Annotated in this window: 12 protein-coding genes and 1 pseudogene; 9 read left to right on the forward strand and 4 right to left on the reverse strand. The window is 65.7% G+C overall.

Annotated features, from left to right (window positions below; all coding sequences use genetic code 11):
- Positions 1-8: 8 nt before the first annotated feature.
- Positions 9-1889, reverse strand: coding sequence for a glycoside hydrolase family 13 protein (locus AC1MDG_RS02295; protein ID WP_479807265.1), 1881 nt, complete (start codon positions 1887-1889; stop codon positions 9-11).
- 109 nt (positions 1890-1998) lie between these two features.
- Between AC1MDG_RS02295 and AC1MDG_RS02300 the strand changes: the two genes are divergently transcribed.
- From AC1MDG_RS02300 to AC1MDG_RS02320, 5 genes are all read left to right on the forward strand, one after another.
- Entirely contained in the window at positions 1999-3285 is a 1287-nt protein-coding gene (locus AC1MDG_RS02300) for an ABC transporter substrate-binding protein (RefSeq protein ID WP_479807267.1), read from the forward strand.
- A gap of 6 nt (positions 3286-3291) precedes the next feature.
- Positions 3292-4332 carry a carbohydrate ABC transporter permease gene (locus AC1MDG_RS02305; protein WP_043477543.1) on the forward strand — a complete coding sequence of 347 codons (1041 nt, stop codon included), beginning with the start codon at positions 3292-3294 and terminating at the stop codon, positions 4330-4332.
- Positions 4329-5225: a carbohydrate ABC transporter permease gene (locus tag AC1MDG_RS02310; RefSeq protein ID WP_043477545.1), complete on the forward strand. Its 897-nt coding sequence runs from the start codon at positions 4329-4331 to the stop codon at positions 5223-5225. The genes AC1MDG_RS02305 and AC1MDG_RS02310 overlap by 4 nt, the downstream gene beginning before the upstream one ends.
- Positions 5222-5491: a hypothetical protein gene (locus tag AC1MDG_RS02315; RefSeq protein ID WP_479807269.1), complete on the forward strand. Its 270-nt coding sequence runs from the start codon at positions 5222-5224 to the stop codon at positions 5489-5491. The genes AC1MDG_RS02310 and AC1MDG_RS02315 overlap by 4 nt, the downstream gene beginning before the upstream one ends.
- A gap of 100 nt (positions 5492-5591) precedes the next feature.
- A complete protein-coding gene (locus AC1MDG_RS02320) occupies positions 5592-6656 on the forward strand; it encodes a LacI family DNA-binding transcriptional regulator (RefSeq protein WP_479807271.1) in 1065 nt (354 codons plus the stop codon).
- A gap of 36 nt (positions 6657-6692) precedes the next feature.
- On the opposite strand, the gene AC1MDG_RS02325 is transcribed toward AC1MDG_RS02320, so the two are convergent.
- Complete coding sequence (locus AC1MDG_RS02325) at positions 6693-7646, reverse strand: DUF8083 family protein (protein ID WP_479807273.1); 954 nt, start codon at positions 7644-7646, stop codon at positions 6693-6695.
- Positions 7647-7656: 10 nt separating this feature from the next.
- Positions 7657-8463: an exodeoxyribonuclease III gene (locus AC1MDG_RS02330; RefSeq protein ID WP_043477558.1), complete on the reverse strand. Its 807-nt coding sequence runs from the start codon at positions 8461-8463 to the stop codon at positions 7657-7659.
- 284 nt (positions 8464-8747) lie between these two features.
- Between AC1MDG_RS02330 and AC1MDG_RS02335 the strand changes: the two genes are divergently transcribed.
- The 4 genes from AC1MDG_RS02335 to AC1MDG_RS02350 are packed head-to-tail and all read left to right on the forward strand — an operon-like array spanning position 8748 to position 13102.
- Positions 8748-10247: a CoA-acylating methylmalonate-semialdehyde dehydrogenase gene (locus AC1MDG_RS02335; RefSeq protein WP_479807275.1), complete on the forward strand. Its 1500-nt coding sequence runs from the start codon at positions 8748-8750 to the stop codon at positions 10245-10247.
- On the forward strand, positions 10247-11347 hold the full coding sequence (locus AC1MDG_RS02340) for an enoyl-CoA hydratase/isomerase family protein (RefSeq protein WP_479807277.1): 1101 nt from the start codon (positions 10247-10249) through the stop codon (positions 11345-11347). Before AC1MDG_RS02335 ends, AC1MDG_RS02340 begins: the two co-directional genes overlap by 1 nt.
- Positions 11340-12272, forward strand: coding sequence for a 3-hydroxyisobutyrate dehydrogenase (mmsB, locus tag AC1MDG_RS02345; RefSeq protein ID WP_479807279.1), 933 nt, complete (start codon positions 11340-11342; stop codon positions 12270-12272). Before AC1MDG_RS02340 ends, mmsB begins: the two co-directional genes overlap by 8 nt.
- A 50-nt stretch (positions 12273-12322) precedes the next feature.
- Positions 12323-13102, forward strand: a complete 780-nt coding sequence (locus AC1MDG_RS02350) for an enoyl-CoA hydratase (RefSeq protein ID WP_479807281.1) — start codon at positions 12323-12325, stop codon at positions 13100-13102.
- Here AC1MDG_RS02350 and AC1MDG_RS02355 read toward each other — a convergent pair.
- Positions 13089-13373: pseudogene (locus AC1MDG_RS02355) on the reverse strand (PfkB family carbohydrate kinase); the annotation flags it as partial. The gene AC1MDG_RS02350 and the pseudogene AC1MDG_RS02355 overlap by 14 nt on opposite strands.
- Between the last annotated feature and the right edge of the window lie 31 nt (positions 13374-13404).

Raw genomic sequence — 13404 nt, forward strand, 5'->3', positions numbered from 1 at the left:
GCCATAAGCTAGACCGCCACGAGATACACGGCGGAGTTCGGCGCAAGTTTCCGTGCGCCGCCCGTCACCGCCTCCTCCGCGCTGGCCACGGCTACCCGGTAGCCCGCCGGCAAAGTGGCGGGAGCCAGACCCATGTTGGCGATCACCAGCACGTCCCCGTTGTGGAAGGCGAGCACCCCGTCTTCCGGTGCGTGCACCTCGGCCCAGCGGAAGCTCCCGGCGCCCAGCCGGTGTTCCTTACGCAGCGCAAGTGCTGCACGGTACAGCTCCAGGGTGGAACCGTCGACGCCGTCCTGCCGGTCGGCGGCCAGCTCGCCGAAGGCCTCCGGCTGGGGGAGCCAGGGGGCCGCCGGTGTCCTGCCCGTGAACGCCGACGCAAAGCCGTAACCGGGCTCGGCGGCTTCCCACGGCAGCGGTACACGGCAGCCGTCGCGTCCCCGCTCGATGCCGTTCGTCCGGAAGAAGGTGGGGTCCTGGCGGGCCTCGGCGGGAACCGTGGTGTGCTCCGGAAGGCCCAGTTCCTCCCCCTGGTACAGATACGCCGAGCCGGGGAGGGCGAGCGAAACCATGGTGGCTGCCCGGGCGCGGGCCAGGCCGAGTCCGGCGTCAGGCTGTTCGTCCTCGGCAGCAATGCCCTTCGGGAAGGTCGTGGGATCCTTCAGCCCAAAGCGGGTGGTGTGCCGGACCGTGTCGTGGTTGCTGAGGACCCAGGTGGTGGTGGCGCCCACCGTGGCGGCCGCCCGCAGCGAGTCCTCAATGGCCGCTGCCGTCCGCCCGGCATCCCAGCCGGCCAGCAGGAAGTCGAAGTTGAACGCCTGCTGCATTTCATCGGGCCGGACGTACCGGGCCAGCCGCTCGGCCGGTTCCACCCAGGCCTCGGCCACCATCATGCGGTCGCCGTCGTATTCGGACAGCACCCGGTGCCAGTCACGGTAGATCTCGTGCACGCCGTCCTGGTCGAAGAACGGCGACGGCGGGTAGAGCGGCGAGACGGCCTGGTGGTCGTCGTCGGTGTCTGCAGTTATTACGGCGGAGCCGGCGACGGCGGCAGGCTGGGGAGCCGCGGCGGCGTGGGCGCGGTGCGGCTCCTCCGCTTCGGTATGGCCGCCATGGGCTTCACCCGGAAGTTCGGTGGCACCCTCCACCATGGCAGCGGAGCCTTCCCAGTCCGGAAGCCCCGCTTCCTTGACCATGCCGTGGGCCACGTCCACACGGAAGCCTTCCACGCCGCGGTCCAGCCAGAACCGCAGCACCGAGCGCATTTCCTCCCGGACCTCGGCGTTGTCCCAGTTCAGGTCCGGCTGCTTGGTGTCGAAGAGGTGAAGGTACCATTCGCCTGGCTTGCCGTCGGCCTCCGTGACGCGGGTCCAGGCGGGACCGCCAAAAATGGATTTCCAGTTGTTCGGCGCCAGGTCGCCCTTGCCCGAACCAGGGACCGAATCCTTGCCGGGCCGGAACATGTAGCGGTCCCGCTCGCGTGAACCCGGGGGCGCCGCGAGGGCCTCCTGGAACCAGGCGTGTTCGTCCGAGGTGTGGTTGGGCACCAGGTCAACTATGACCTTCAGCCCCAGGCCGTGAGCTTTCTGCAACATTTCGTCGAAGTCCGCCAGGGTACCGAAGAGGGGGTCAACCATGCGGTAGTCAGCCACGTCGTATCCGGCATCCGCCTGGGGTGACTTATAGAACGGGGAGAGCCAGACGGCGTCCACGCCAAGCTTGTGCAGATGGTCCAAATGCGCCGTCACTCCGCGGAGATCGCCCATCCCGTCCCCGTTGGCGTCGGCAAATGAGCGGGGGTAAACCTGGTACACGACGGCGCTGGCCCACCACGCCGGAATCGAGGAGCCGGAAGTGGGAACTGAGCTGCTTGGCACAGATATCCTTTCCATAACATCGGTGTAAACGCTTGCATTTCTCACCGCAACGTTACTAGTGTGATGGGCACCACTTCAACCGCACCGCCGATTTTGCTCGACACTCAGCGAGGAGTCTCTTCATATGAAATCCCCTAAAATCCTTTTGCCGGCAGCTGCTGCCGGCGTTTTGGCGTTAACCCTTTCCGCCTGTGGCGGCGGAGGCGGCACAACGGGCGGGGGTGGCGGCGGCGACGCTGAACAAGGCCTCGACGGCCGCGGTCCCATCACCTACGTCCAGGGCAAGGACAACAGCAACGTCGTCCGCCCCCTCATTGAAAAATGGAACGCCGCGCACCCGAACGAGAAGGTCACCTTCAAGGAACAGACCGACTCCGCCGACCAGCAGCACGACGACCTGGTCCAGAATTACCAGGCAAAGAACCCGAACTACGACGTTGCCAGCGTCGACGTTGTGTGGACGGCCGAATTCGCCGCCAAGGGCTGGCTCCAGCCGCTGAAGGACAAGATGGCGGTTGACACCAAGGGCATGCTGGAGCCCACCATTGAGGCCGGCTCCTACAAGGGCACTCTCTATGCAGCACCGGTGTCCTCCGATGGCGGCATCCTCTACTACCGCAAGGACCTCGTCCCCACTCCGCCCAAGACCTGGGACGAGATGATGCAGATGTGCTCCATCGCCAAGGCCAACAACATCGGCTGCTACGCGGGCCAGTTCAAGAAGTATGAAGGCCTCACTGTCAACGCTTCGGAAGCGATCAACTCCTTCGGCGGCTCCGTGCTGGACAAGGACGGCAAGCCGAGCCTGAACACGCCGGACGCCAAGACCGGCCTGGAGAACCTGGCGAAGGCTTACGCGGACGGCAACATCCCGAAGGAAGCCATCACCTACCAGGAAGAGGAAGGACGCCAGGCGTTCCAGGACGGCAAACTCCTCTTCCACCGCAACTGGCCCTACGTGTACAACCTGGCCACCACCGAAGCATCGTCCAAGGTCAAGGACGTCCTGGGCATGACCGCCCTGCCCGGTAAGGACGGCCCCGGTGCCTCCTCGCTGGGTGGTCACAGCGCCGCTGTGAGCGTGTACTCCAAGAACAAGGCCACTGCCCTGGACTTCGTGAAGTTCCTCACCGACGCAGAACAGCAGAAGTTCTTTGCCACCCAGGGTTCGCTGGCGCCCGTGCTCGGTGACCTCTACGAGGACAAAGAGCTCGTGGCCAAGCTGCCGTACCTGCCGGTCCTGAAGACGTCCATCGAAAACGCGGTACCGCGGCCTGTGACGCCGTTCTACCCGGCGGTGACCAAGGCCATCCAGGAAAACGCCTACCCTGCCATCAAGGGAGAGAAGTCCGTGGAATCAGCACTGTCTGACATGCAAAAGTCCATCGAATCAGCTAGCGCGGGACAGTAGCCTCTCATGGCTACCGAATTGGGCCCGACGCCGGTAAAAAAGCCGGCGTCGGGCGGTCCCGAGATCCACCACGCACCCAAGGGGGTGGGGGAAGACAACCGGATCGCCAGCCAGGGCAGGTGGGCGTCGTGGCTGTTGGCTCCCACTATCATCGCGCTGGCGGTAGTGATTGTTTACCCGATCATCAGCGCACTCGTTATGTCCTTCCAAAAGGACGCCGGCCTGGATCCCGTCACCGGGCTTTTCACCGCCGGCGGTCCTGCAGGCGTCCAGAACTACGTGAACTGGCTGGCCCAGCAGTGCTCCGCTCCCGGCGGCGGCACGGTTGCCTGCCCGCCCGGAACGCTCGGCGCCCAGTTCTGGACCGCGACGGCCACCACCTTTTTCTTCACCGTGGTGACCGTGACCCTGGAAACCGTCCTCGGCTTCTGGATGGCCCTCATCATGGCCAGGACCTTCCGGGGACGCAGCCTGGTCCGTGCAGCGGTCCTGGTCCCGTGGGCCATTCCCACCGCCGTGACTGCCAAGCTGTGGCTGTTCATCTTCGCTTTCGAAGGCATCGCGAACAAGCTGTTCAACACCACCATCCTGTGGACCGGCAGTGAGTGGCCGGCCAAGTGGGCGGTCATCATCGCCGACGTCTGGAAGACCACGCCCTTCATGGCCCTCCTCATCCTCGCCGGCCTGCAGATGATCCCCGCAGAGGTCTATGAGGCTGCCAAGGTTGACGGTGCCAGCACTTGGCAGCGGTTCCGCATGATCACCCTGCCGCTGGTCAAGCCGGCGCTGATGGTGGCCATCCTGTTCCGTACGTTGGACGCACTTCGCATGTTCGACCTCCCGTACATCCTGACGGGCGGTGCCAACAACACCACCACGCTGTCCATCCTGGTGATCAACCAAATCAGACAAGGGTTCAACGCGGCGGCAGCATTGTCCACCATTACGTTCATCATCATCTTCCTCGTCGCGTTCATCTTCGTGCGCTTCCTGGGAGCAAACGTTGTGGAACAAAGCGGAGCCACCGGTAAGAAGGGGAAGAAATGAGCGCCGGGACAGCCGCGACTGCCCTGAGGGCAGAACAGGACAGGGGCAGGAAGACGGCCCAGAACCGGGAGAAGATCGCGCAGGGGCGTACTTACATCAGCGCCGCGGTGATCCTCATCTGGTGCCTGGCGCCCGCGTATTGGATGGTGGTGACCGCGTTCCGGGATGTGGACTTCACGTACGACACCTCGATACTGCCGACCCACATCACGCTGGACAACTTCAACACGGCCTTCGATACCTCCTTTGGCAACAGGTTCGGGCAGGCACTGCTCAACAGTGTTTTCATCGGCGCCGTCGTTACGCTGGTGTCGTTGCTGATCGGTGTTTTCGCCGCCTACGCGCTGGCACGGTTGAACTTCCGGTTCAAGTACCTGGTGCTGGGCTTCATCCTGGGCGCATCCATGTTCCCGGGCGTCGCCCTCATCACCCCGCTGTTCCAGCTCTTCACCAACATCGGCTGGATGGGTACGTACCAGGCGCTGATCATCCCGAACATCTCCTTCGTGCTTCCTCTGACCGTGTACACGATGACCTCCTTCTTCCGCGAAATGCCGTGGGAGCTTGAGGAATCGGCGCGGGTGGACGGCTGCACCCAGGGGCAGGCGTTCCGAAAGGTGATCCTGCCGCTGGCGGCCCCGGCCATCTTCACCACGGCCATCCTGGCGTTCATCTCCTCCTGGAATGAATTCCTGATCGCCAGCCAGCTGTCCAGCGACGCGACCCAGCCGGTTACGGTTGCCATCGCGAGCTTCGCCGGCGCGCAACCGAACCAGATTCCGTACACGGCCATCATGGCCGCCGGAACCATCGTCACCATTCCCTTGGTAATCCTGGTCCTGGTCTTCCAGCGCAAGATTGTTGCCGGCCTCACCGCCGGCGCCGTCAAGTGACTGGTTCGGCTGTGGGCGGGGAACAGAACCACGGACGGGTCCGCAGTGAACACCGGCGGACCCGCTCCGGGGAGGACTTCGACATCATCATCGGCTTCCTCGGGTTCTGGGCTGTCGTGCTGGTGGTGGTCACCGTCTGGATGGAGGTGACCGCCCAGCCGGCAGTCGGATGGGCGCTGGGACTGCTGGGCGTGCTTCTTGCCCTCTATGGCATGGTGCGGCTCCGCCGTCGCCTGCCCGCAAGGACCGCTACGCGTAAGAAATAGGAGCTAATCAAGAGCTCAAGGCTGGGCGGATTAGACTGGCTTGTTGCCGCAGGGGAAGCACAGGTAGCAAGAATCTGCGAACAGCAAGCAAGGGGAAACTGTGGCACGCACAACGGACAGGGCTCAACGGGGCGGCCATTCCGGCGTCAGCATTGAGGACGTCGCAGCCGCAGCGGGGGTTTCTACTGCCACAGTCTCGCGCGCAGTCCGCGGACTGCCCAGGGTTTCGCCGGCCACCCGGGAAAAGATTCTCGAGGTGGCCGGCGCCTTGGGCTATGTGGCTTCATCATCCGCCTCGGGCCTGGCCACGGGACGGACCAAAACCATCGGAGTGCTGGCGCCGTTCGTCAGCCGCTGGTTCTTCTCCAAGGCGATCGAGGGCGCCGACCGTGAGCTGCACGCGCGCCAGTACAACCTGTCGCTGTTCAACCTGGGCGGCCATGGCAGCAACCGTGAGCGGCTCTTCAGCAAGACCATGGTCTATAAGCAGATCGATGCCCTCCTGGTGCTGTGTATGGCGCTGACCCACGAGGAAATCGAGCACCTGCAGAAGATCGACATCCCCCTGGTGGTGGTGGGCGGCCACGTGGAGGAATGCCCCTACATCGGCATCGATGATTACGCTGCGGCGTCCACCGCTGTCCGGCACCTGATCAGCCTCGGCCACAAGGACATCGCCCTTCTCCACGGCGATGACGAAACCGACCTCAACTTCGATGTTCCCCGTGTCCGCATCAAGGCGTTCCAGGACGTCATGGCCGGCTCCGGGCTGCCTGTCCGTCCGGAGTGGGATGAATGGGGCGACTTCACGGTCCGGAGCGGGCAGGATGCATTCACCAGGATGTGGACCCGGCCCGGCGCGAAGCCCACCGCGATCTTCTGCGCGTCCGACGAGATGGCCATGGGCGTCATTTTCGAAGCCAACAAAATGGGTGTCCGCGTGCCGGAGGACCTGTCCGTCATCGGAATCGATGACCACGATTTCTCGGATGCCATGGGACTGACCACCGTGAGGCAGCGGCCTGATGAGCAGGCCGAACTCGGCACCAAGATGCTGCTCGATGAACTGGACGGCGCCCTCGGTGCGGTCCACTCGGAAGTTGCGCCCCACCAGCTGATCGTCAGAAGGACGACGGCGCCGCCGCCGCCTCCACAGACCGCCTAGAACCGACCGCTTAGGGCGGGCGGACGGGTCCAACGGCTAGGACGCCCGGGCCAGCTGCCTGATCGGAATCCAGCGGGAGGCAAGCCGCCGGTAGGCCGCTGCAGCTCCGGTCATATCCCCCTCGGCCAGGCATTCGATGCCGAGCCTCACGTCCATGGGTGAATCGTCCGGATACACCTTGTCCGCAACAGCGCCGTAGTCCAGTTCCACCACTGAGCCGGGGTGGAAGAGTTCCAGCCACTCGGTGAGCTGGGTCATGTCGTCCAGCATGTCCAGGTCCGGGGCGGCGAGGGCCAGGTTGGCTACGGCAAAGCGGACGCGTTCCAGGGCTTCACCAATCGGTGCCCACACGCGGACCGTGATGATTCGCCCGTCGGACTCCACCACATCCTGGGGATCGGATTCCTTGAAGAGGGAGAACCAGCTGAACGGGATGCCCCAAGTGGACGCGCGCGTGTGGACGCGGCTGGTGCCTTCGCGGGCCTTCACCAGGTCGATGCGTTCCTGGTGCTTGTCCCGCTGTTCTTCCGGGATCAGCAGCTCGGCCAGGGGCCCGTGGATGCCCTCCATCAGGGCGTTGGCGGCCAGTCCCGCCCGCAGCACCAGCTGGCTGGGGCAGTACAGCAGTGCCTGCTCCGCGCTTTCGGCGCCGGCAGCGGCGTCACCCTGCGCGCCGGCGTCGGCCGTTCCGGACGCATCGGGTGCGCCGGAAGACTTCTGCGCACCCGGTTGCTTAGGCTCCGGGGGAGCCGGAATGACGCGGACCAGGTCGGTGCGCCCGGTGGGGAAGGGATCGCCGCCGGGGCGTGTGATCCGGCCGAGGGAGGCCTGCAGCTCGGCGTTTTCCACGGCTGCGCGGGAGGCCGTCCTGGCGCCCGCCGCCCTGAGCGCGGCGCGCTGCTCTTCCGGGAAAGCGGAGAGCGGCTCGTAAATCCGCAGCGCGGAGGAGAAAGGCAGGCCCGCCTGGCCGCGGTAGATGTTGCCCGTCATCGCGGCCCCATCAGTCGGCCAGCTCTACGATGACCGGTGCGTGGTCAGATGCGCCCTTGCCCTTGCGTTCCTCGCGGTCGATCGACGCGCCGGTCACGCGTGCGGCGAGTGCGGGGGAGGCGAGGACGAAGTCGATCCGCATGCCTTCCTTCTTGGGGAAGCGAAGCTGGGTGTAGTCCCAGTAGGTGTAGACGCCCGGGCCCGGAGTGTGCGGGCGGACAACGTCCTGGAACCCGGCGGCTTCGAAGGCATGGAAGGCGGCGCGCTCGGGTTCGCTGACGTGGGTCATGGCGTTGGCGCGGAAGAAGTCGATGTCCCACACGTCGTCGTCCTGCGGGGCGATGTTCCAGTCGCCCATCAAGGCAATCTGCGCTTCAGGGTTTTCAGTGACCCAGGTCTGGGCGTGGGTCTTCAGCATGTCCAGCCAGCTGAGCTTGTAGGGCATGTGTTCGTCGTCGAGCGCCCGGCCGTTGGGAACGTAGAGGCTCCATACCCGGACGCCGCCGCACGTGGCACCGATGGCGCGGGCCTCCTGGATGGGATCCTTGCCGTTCTTGCCGAATACCGGCTGGTCCACGAAGGAGCGTTCCACATCTTCGAGGCCAACGCGGGAGACGATGGCCACGCCGTTCCACTGGTTCACGCCAAAGTGGGCCACCTCGTAGCCCATGCGTTCGAAGAGTTCCCAGGGAAAGTTGTCGTCCTTGCACTTGGTTTCCTGGATGGCCAGGACATCGCAGTCGCTGCGCTCGAGCCAGGCCTCCACGCGGTCGGCGCGGGCACGGAGGGAGTTCACATTCCAGGTAGCAATCTTCACAGTTCCTAACTTACCCAACTTGGGCGCAGGGGATCTGTCCAGCGCAGCTGTTTGCCGCCGTCGTGACCCTATTTCGCCCGGAACGGGCCCAAACACGCGGGGCGGGCGGCGGGTATGCGAACAGAAGTGGGCAAAGAAGGTCACGACGGCGGGCGGGACACCAACGCACGACGGCGGCGTGGCGCCTTTGAGGGGCAGCCCCGGGCGCTCTGGAATTTAGTAGGAAGTCCGAGTATATTCAGCAGCAAGGATGATGTAGGTCACATGCAAAGGAGCATTCCGCCATGGTTCGCGAGCTTTCCCATTACATAGACGGACAGCGGGTGGATGGCACCTCAGGGCGCTTCGCCGACGTCTACGATCCCTGCACCGGCAAGGTCCAGGCCAAGGTGCCGTTGGCCAGCGCCGACGAGGTAGGCAACGTGGTTGCCAGCGCGGAGAAGGCCCAGCTTGAGTGGGGCGCCATGAATCCCCAGCGCCGCGGCCGGATCCTGCTGAAGTTCGTGGACCTGGTGAACGAGCACCTGGACGAACTCGCCGCGCTGCTCTCCTCCGAACACGGCAAGACGCTCCTGGACGCCAAGGGGGACATCCAGCGCGGCATTGAGGTGGTGGAATTCGCCGCCGGCGCCCCGCACCTGCTCAAGGGCGAGTTTTCGGACAACGCCGGGACCGGAATCGACGTGCATTCGCTGCGCCAGCCGCTCGGCGTGGTGGCCGGAATTACGCCCTTCAACTTCCCCGCCATGATTCCGCTGTGGAAGTCCGGACCTGCCCTGGCCGCGGGCAATGCATTCATCCTCAAGCCCTCGGAGCGGGACCCGTCCGTGCCGCTGCGCCTCGCGGAACTTTTCACCGAGGCAGGTGTCCCGGACGGCGTGTTCAACGTGGTCAACGGTGACAAAGAGGCAGTGGACGCGCTGCTCGAGGACGAGCGGGTCAAGGCCATCGGCTTCGTGGGTTCCACCCCGATTGCCCAGTACATCTACGCCACCGCCGCCGCCCACGGAAAGCGCGCACAGTGCTTCGGCGGGGCCAAGAACCACATGGTGATCATGCCGGACGCGGACCTGGACATGGCGGTCGATGCCCTGATGGGGGCGGGCTACGGCTCCGCGGGGGAACGGTGCATGGCCATCTCCGTGGCGGTCCCGGTGGGCAAGGAGACGGCCGATGCCCTGGTGTCCAAGCTGGAGGAACGGGTCAAGCGCCTCAAGGTGGGCCACAGCCTGGCCAAGGACTCGGACTTCGGGCCGGTGGTGGCGGCGTCCGCCAAGGAACGGATCGAAGGCTACATCCAGTCCGGCGTGGACCAGGGGGCAACCCTCGTGACGGACGGCCGCGGCCTCACCGTGGACGGTTACGACGGCGGGTTCTGGGTTGGCCCCACGCTCTTCGACAACGTCACCAAGGACATGAAGATCTACAAGGAGGAAATCTTCGGACCGGTACTGAGCGTCCTCCGCGCGGCGGACTACGACGAAGCGCTCCGGCTCTGCAGCGAGCACGAGTTCGGCAACGGTGTGGCCATCTTCACCCGCGACGGCGACGCCGCCCGGGACTTCGCCAGCCGCGTGCAGGTGGGTATGGTGGGCATCAACGTGCCCATCCCGGTGCCGATCGCCTATTACACGTTCGGCGGCTGGAAGGCCTCCGGTTTCGGGGACCTGAACCAGCACGGGGCCGACGCGTTCCGTTTCTACACCAAGACCAAGACCGTGACCACCCGCTGGCCTTCCGGTATCCGCCAGGGCGCCAGCTTCGTGATGCCGGAAGGCAGCTGATGACCGAAGAAACCACAGCAGCAAGCCCCGCGGCGGGCCCCGCTGATGAAGTCCTGTTTGAGCGGCGCGGCCACCTCGGCGTCATCACACTCAATCGCCCTAAGGCCGTCAATGCGCTGACGCTGGGGATGGTGGGTGCCATGCTGGAGCAGCTCACTGCATGGGCGGACGACGACGGCGTGGCCACCGTCCTGGTGCACGGCGCCGGAGACCGCGGCCTCTGCGCCGGCGGCGACATTGTGGCGATTTACCAGGACATGCTGGCCGGAGGGAAGGAAGCGGCCGGCTTCTGGCAGAACGAATACCGGCTGAATGCCCTTATAGCCGGCTATCCCAAGCCGTATGTGGCCTTTATGGACGGCCTCGTCCTGGGCGGCGGCGTGGGGATTTCTGCGCACGGGTCCGTGCGGTTGGTCACCGAGCGCACCCGCTCCGGCATGCCGGAGACCACCATTGGTTTTGTGCCCGACGTCGGCGGCACCCTGCTGCTGTCCCGCTCGCCGGGGGAGGCGGGCACCCATGCGGCCCTGACCGGCGCTCACCTGAGCGGCGCGGATGCCCTCTTCCTGGGCCTGGCGGACCACTATGTGGCGTCCGGGAACCTTCCCGCGCTGGCAGCGGCACTGGAAACCGAGACGGCGGACGCCGCCGTCGAACGTTTCGCCGAAAAGCCGCCGGCATCGGTGCTGGGCGGCCAACGGGACTGGATCGACAGCTGCTACGCCAGCGATGACGCTGAGGACATCCTCCGCCGTCTCCGCAGTTTCGACGGCGAAGCCGCCAGCGAGGCCTTGGAGGCGGCGGACACCATCGAGGCGAAGTCGCCCACCGCCGTGAAGGTGGCACTGGAATCGCTCCGCCGCGCGCGGACGCTGACCCTGGAGGAGGCACTGGCGCAGGAATACCGCGTCGGTTTGCGGTTCCTGGCCGGCGCGGACTTCCGCGAAGGCATCCGTGCGCAGGTGGTGGACAAGGACCGGAACCCGCAATGGAAGCCGGCCAGCCTGCACGAGGTCTCCGCGGCCGACGTCGAGAGGTTCTTCGAGCCGCTGGGGGACCGGGAACTCAACCTGCATTCAAAGGAGGCACGCAATGTCTGACGCATCAGGACCCGGGAAGAAGGAACACGTCGCGTTCCTCGGGCTGGGACACATGGGCGGGCCCATGGCCGTCAATCTGGTCAAGGCCGGGTACACGGTGGCGGGATTCGATGTCGTGCCCGCAGCGCTGGACGCGGCCCGCGAGCACGGCGTACCCACCGTGGCGACGCCCGCCGAAGCCGTTGCCGGAGCCGACGTGGTGCTCACCATGTTCCCCAGCGGACAGCACGTCCTGGCCGCCTACCGCGGGACGGAGGGCCGGCCCGGCCTGCTTGAAGCCGCAGCGCCGGACACCATGTTCCTGGACTGCTCCACCATCAACGTTGACGAGGCCCGCGAAGCGTCGGCGCTCGCGGTTGCCGCAGGCCACAGGGCCGTGGATGCACCCGTCTCCGGCGGTGTGGTGGGCGCGGAAGCCGGCACGCTGACGTTCATGGTGGGCGCACAGCCCGAGGACTTCGAATCCGTCCGGCCGCTGCTGGAAGTGATGGGCAAGCGAGTGGTCCACTGCGGCGGCCACGGGGCGGGCCAGGCCGCCAAGGTCTGCAACAACCTGATCCTGGGCATCTCCATGATCGCGGTGAGCGAAGCGTTCGTGCTCGGCGAGAAGCTGGGGCTGACCCACCAGGCCCTGTTCGATGTTGCGTCCGCGGCATCGGGGCAGTGCTGGGCGCTCACCACCAACTGCCCGGTTCCGGGGCCTGTGCCCACCAGCCCGGCCAACCGCGACTACCAGCCGGGCTTTGCCGGGGCTCTGATGGCGAAGGACCTCAAGCTGGCCCTCAACGCGCTGCAAAGCACCGGGGTGGCCGCGCGGATGGGGCCGCTGGCATCGGAGATCTACGATACTTTTGCGGCTGAGGGCGGCGCGGGCCGGGACTTCTCCGGCATCATCACGGACATCCGGGACAAGTCAGCGCACTAGTTTTGAACGCACCAGGCAGTATTGAAGCAGAACCACGTGAGGAGTCAGGCATGACGGAACAGTACGGGAACATTCTGGTGGAACAGCGCGGACGCGTGGGGCTGGTGACGCTCAACCGGCCGGAAGCACTGAACGCGCTGAACAAGGCCACCATGGACGAACTCGTGGCTGCCGTCACGGCCATGGACTCGGACCCAGGCGTGGGCGCCGTGGTGGTCACCGGGTCCGGCAAGGCGTTTGCCGCCGGCGCGGACATCAAGGAGATGGCAGCCCAGGGCTACATGGACATGTACGCCGCGGACTGGTTCCGCGGCTGGGAGGATTTCACCAGGCTCCGCATTCCGGTGGTGGCGGCTGTCTCGGGTTTCGCCCTGGGCGGCGGCTGCGAGCTGGCCATGATGTGCGATTTCATCATCGCCGGGGACAACGCCAAGTTCGGCCAGCCCGAGATCAACCTGGGCGTCCTGCCGGGCATGGGCGGATCGCAGCGCCTCACCCGGGCCGTAGGCAAGGCCAAGGCCATGGACCTGATCCTCACCGGGCGGTTCATGGACGCTGAGGAGGCCGAGCGCTCGGGGCTGGTATCCAGGGTGGTGCCGGCAGCCGACGTGGTGGAAGAGGCCGTGAAAGTTGCCGAGGTGATTGCTTCCAAGTCCAAGTCGGCGGCCATGCTGGCCAAGGAGGCCGTCAACGCCGCCTTTGAAACCGGCCTGGGGCAGGGCGTGCTTTTCGAACGGCGCCTCTTCCACTCACTGTTCGCCACCGAGGACCAAAAGGAAGGCATGGCAGCCTTCACGGAGAAGCGGCAGCCCGAATTCAAGCACCGCTAGGGGCCCCGGCACCAGTCCCGCAAGGAAGCGCCATACCGGCTATGCCGGCACTCGAGGCGGCGTGTGCCGTCAGCGCAGCTTCCAGTTCCTCGGCCGTCGGCGGATTCGCGCCCGCCCGGCCCACGGTGATAGCCGCAGCCATCGCCGCTGTATGGCCAATTGTTGTGGGCTGTGAGGGCGCCAGGCCGTCCGTCCCGCCGGTGAGCAGCCCGTGGATGAGTGCCGCCATGTACGAGTCGCCAGCGCCGATGGTGTCTTCCACCACGCACTTGATGGCGGACACCAGCGCGGGCGAGATGATC

It is taken from the genome of Arthrobacter sp. AIWTK1 (genome assembly GCF_056680535.1).

Excerpts from the sequence above, each read along its gene's own strand:
- AC1MDG_RS02295 (WP_479807265.1), bottom strand. The coding sequence starts at position 1,889 with ATGGAAAGGATATCTGTGCCAAGCAGCTCAGTTCCCACTTCCGGCTCC.
- AC1MDG_RS02300 (WP_479807267.1), top strand. The coding sequence starts at position 1,999 with ATGAAATCCCCTAAAATCCTTTTGCCGGCAGCTGCTGCCGGCGTTTTG.
- AC1MDG_RS02305 (WP_043477543.1), top strand. The coding sequence starts at position 3,292 with ATGGCTACCGAATTGGGCCCGACGCCGGTAAAAAAGCCGGCGTCGGGC.
- AC1MDG_RS02310 (WP_043477545.1), top strand. The coding sequence starts at position 4,329 with ATGAGCGCCGGGACAGCCGCGACTGCCCTGAGGGCAGAACAGGACAGG.
- AC1MDG_RS02325 (WP_479807273.1), bottom strand. The coding sequence starts at position 7,646 with ATGACGGGCAACATCTACCGCGGCCAGGCGGGCCTGCCTTTCTCCTCC.
- AC1MDG_RS02335 (WP_479807275.1), top strand. The coding sequence starts at position 8,748 with ATGGTTCGCGAGCTTTCCCATTACATAGACGGACAGCGGGTGGATGGC.
- AC1MDG_RS02340 (WP_479807277.1), top strand. The coding sequence starts at position 10,247 with ATGACCGAAGAAACCACAGCAGCAAGCCCCGCGGCGGGCCCCGCTGAT.
- mmsB (WP_479807279.1), top strand. The coding sequence starts at position 11,340 with ATGTCTGACGCATCAGGACCCGGGAAGAAGGAACACGTCGCGTTCCTC.
- AC1MDG_RS02350 (WP_479807281.1), top strand. The coding sequence starts at position 12,323 with ATGACGGAACAGTACGGGAACATTCTGGTGGAACAGCGCGGACGCGTG.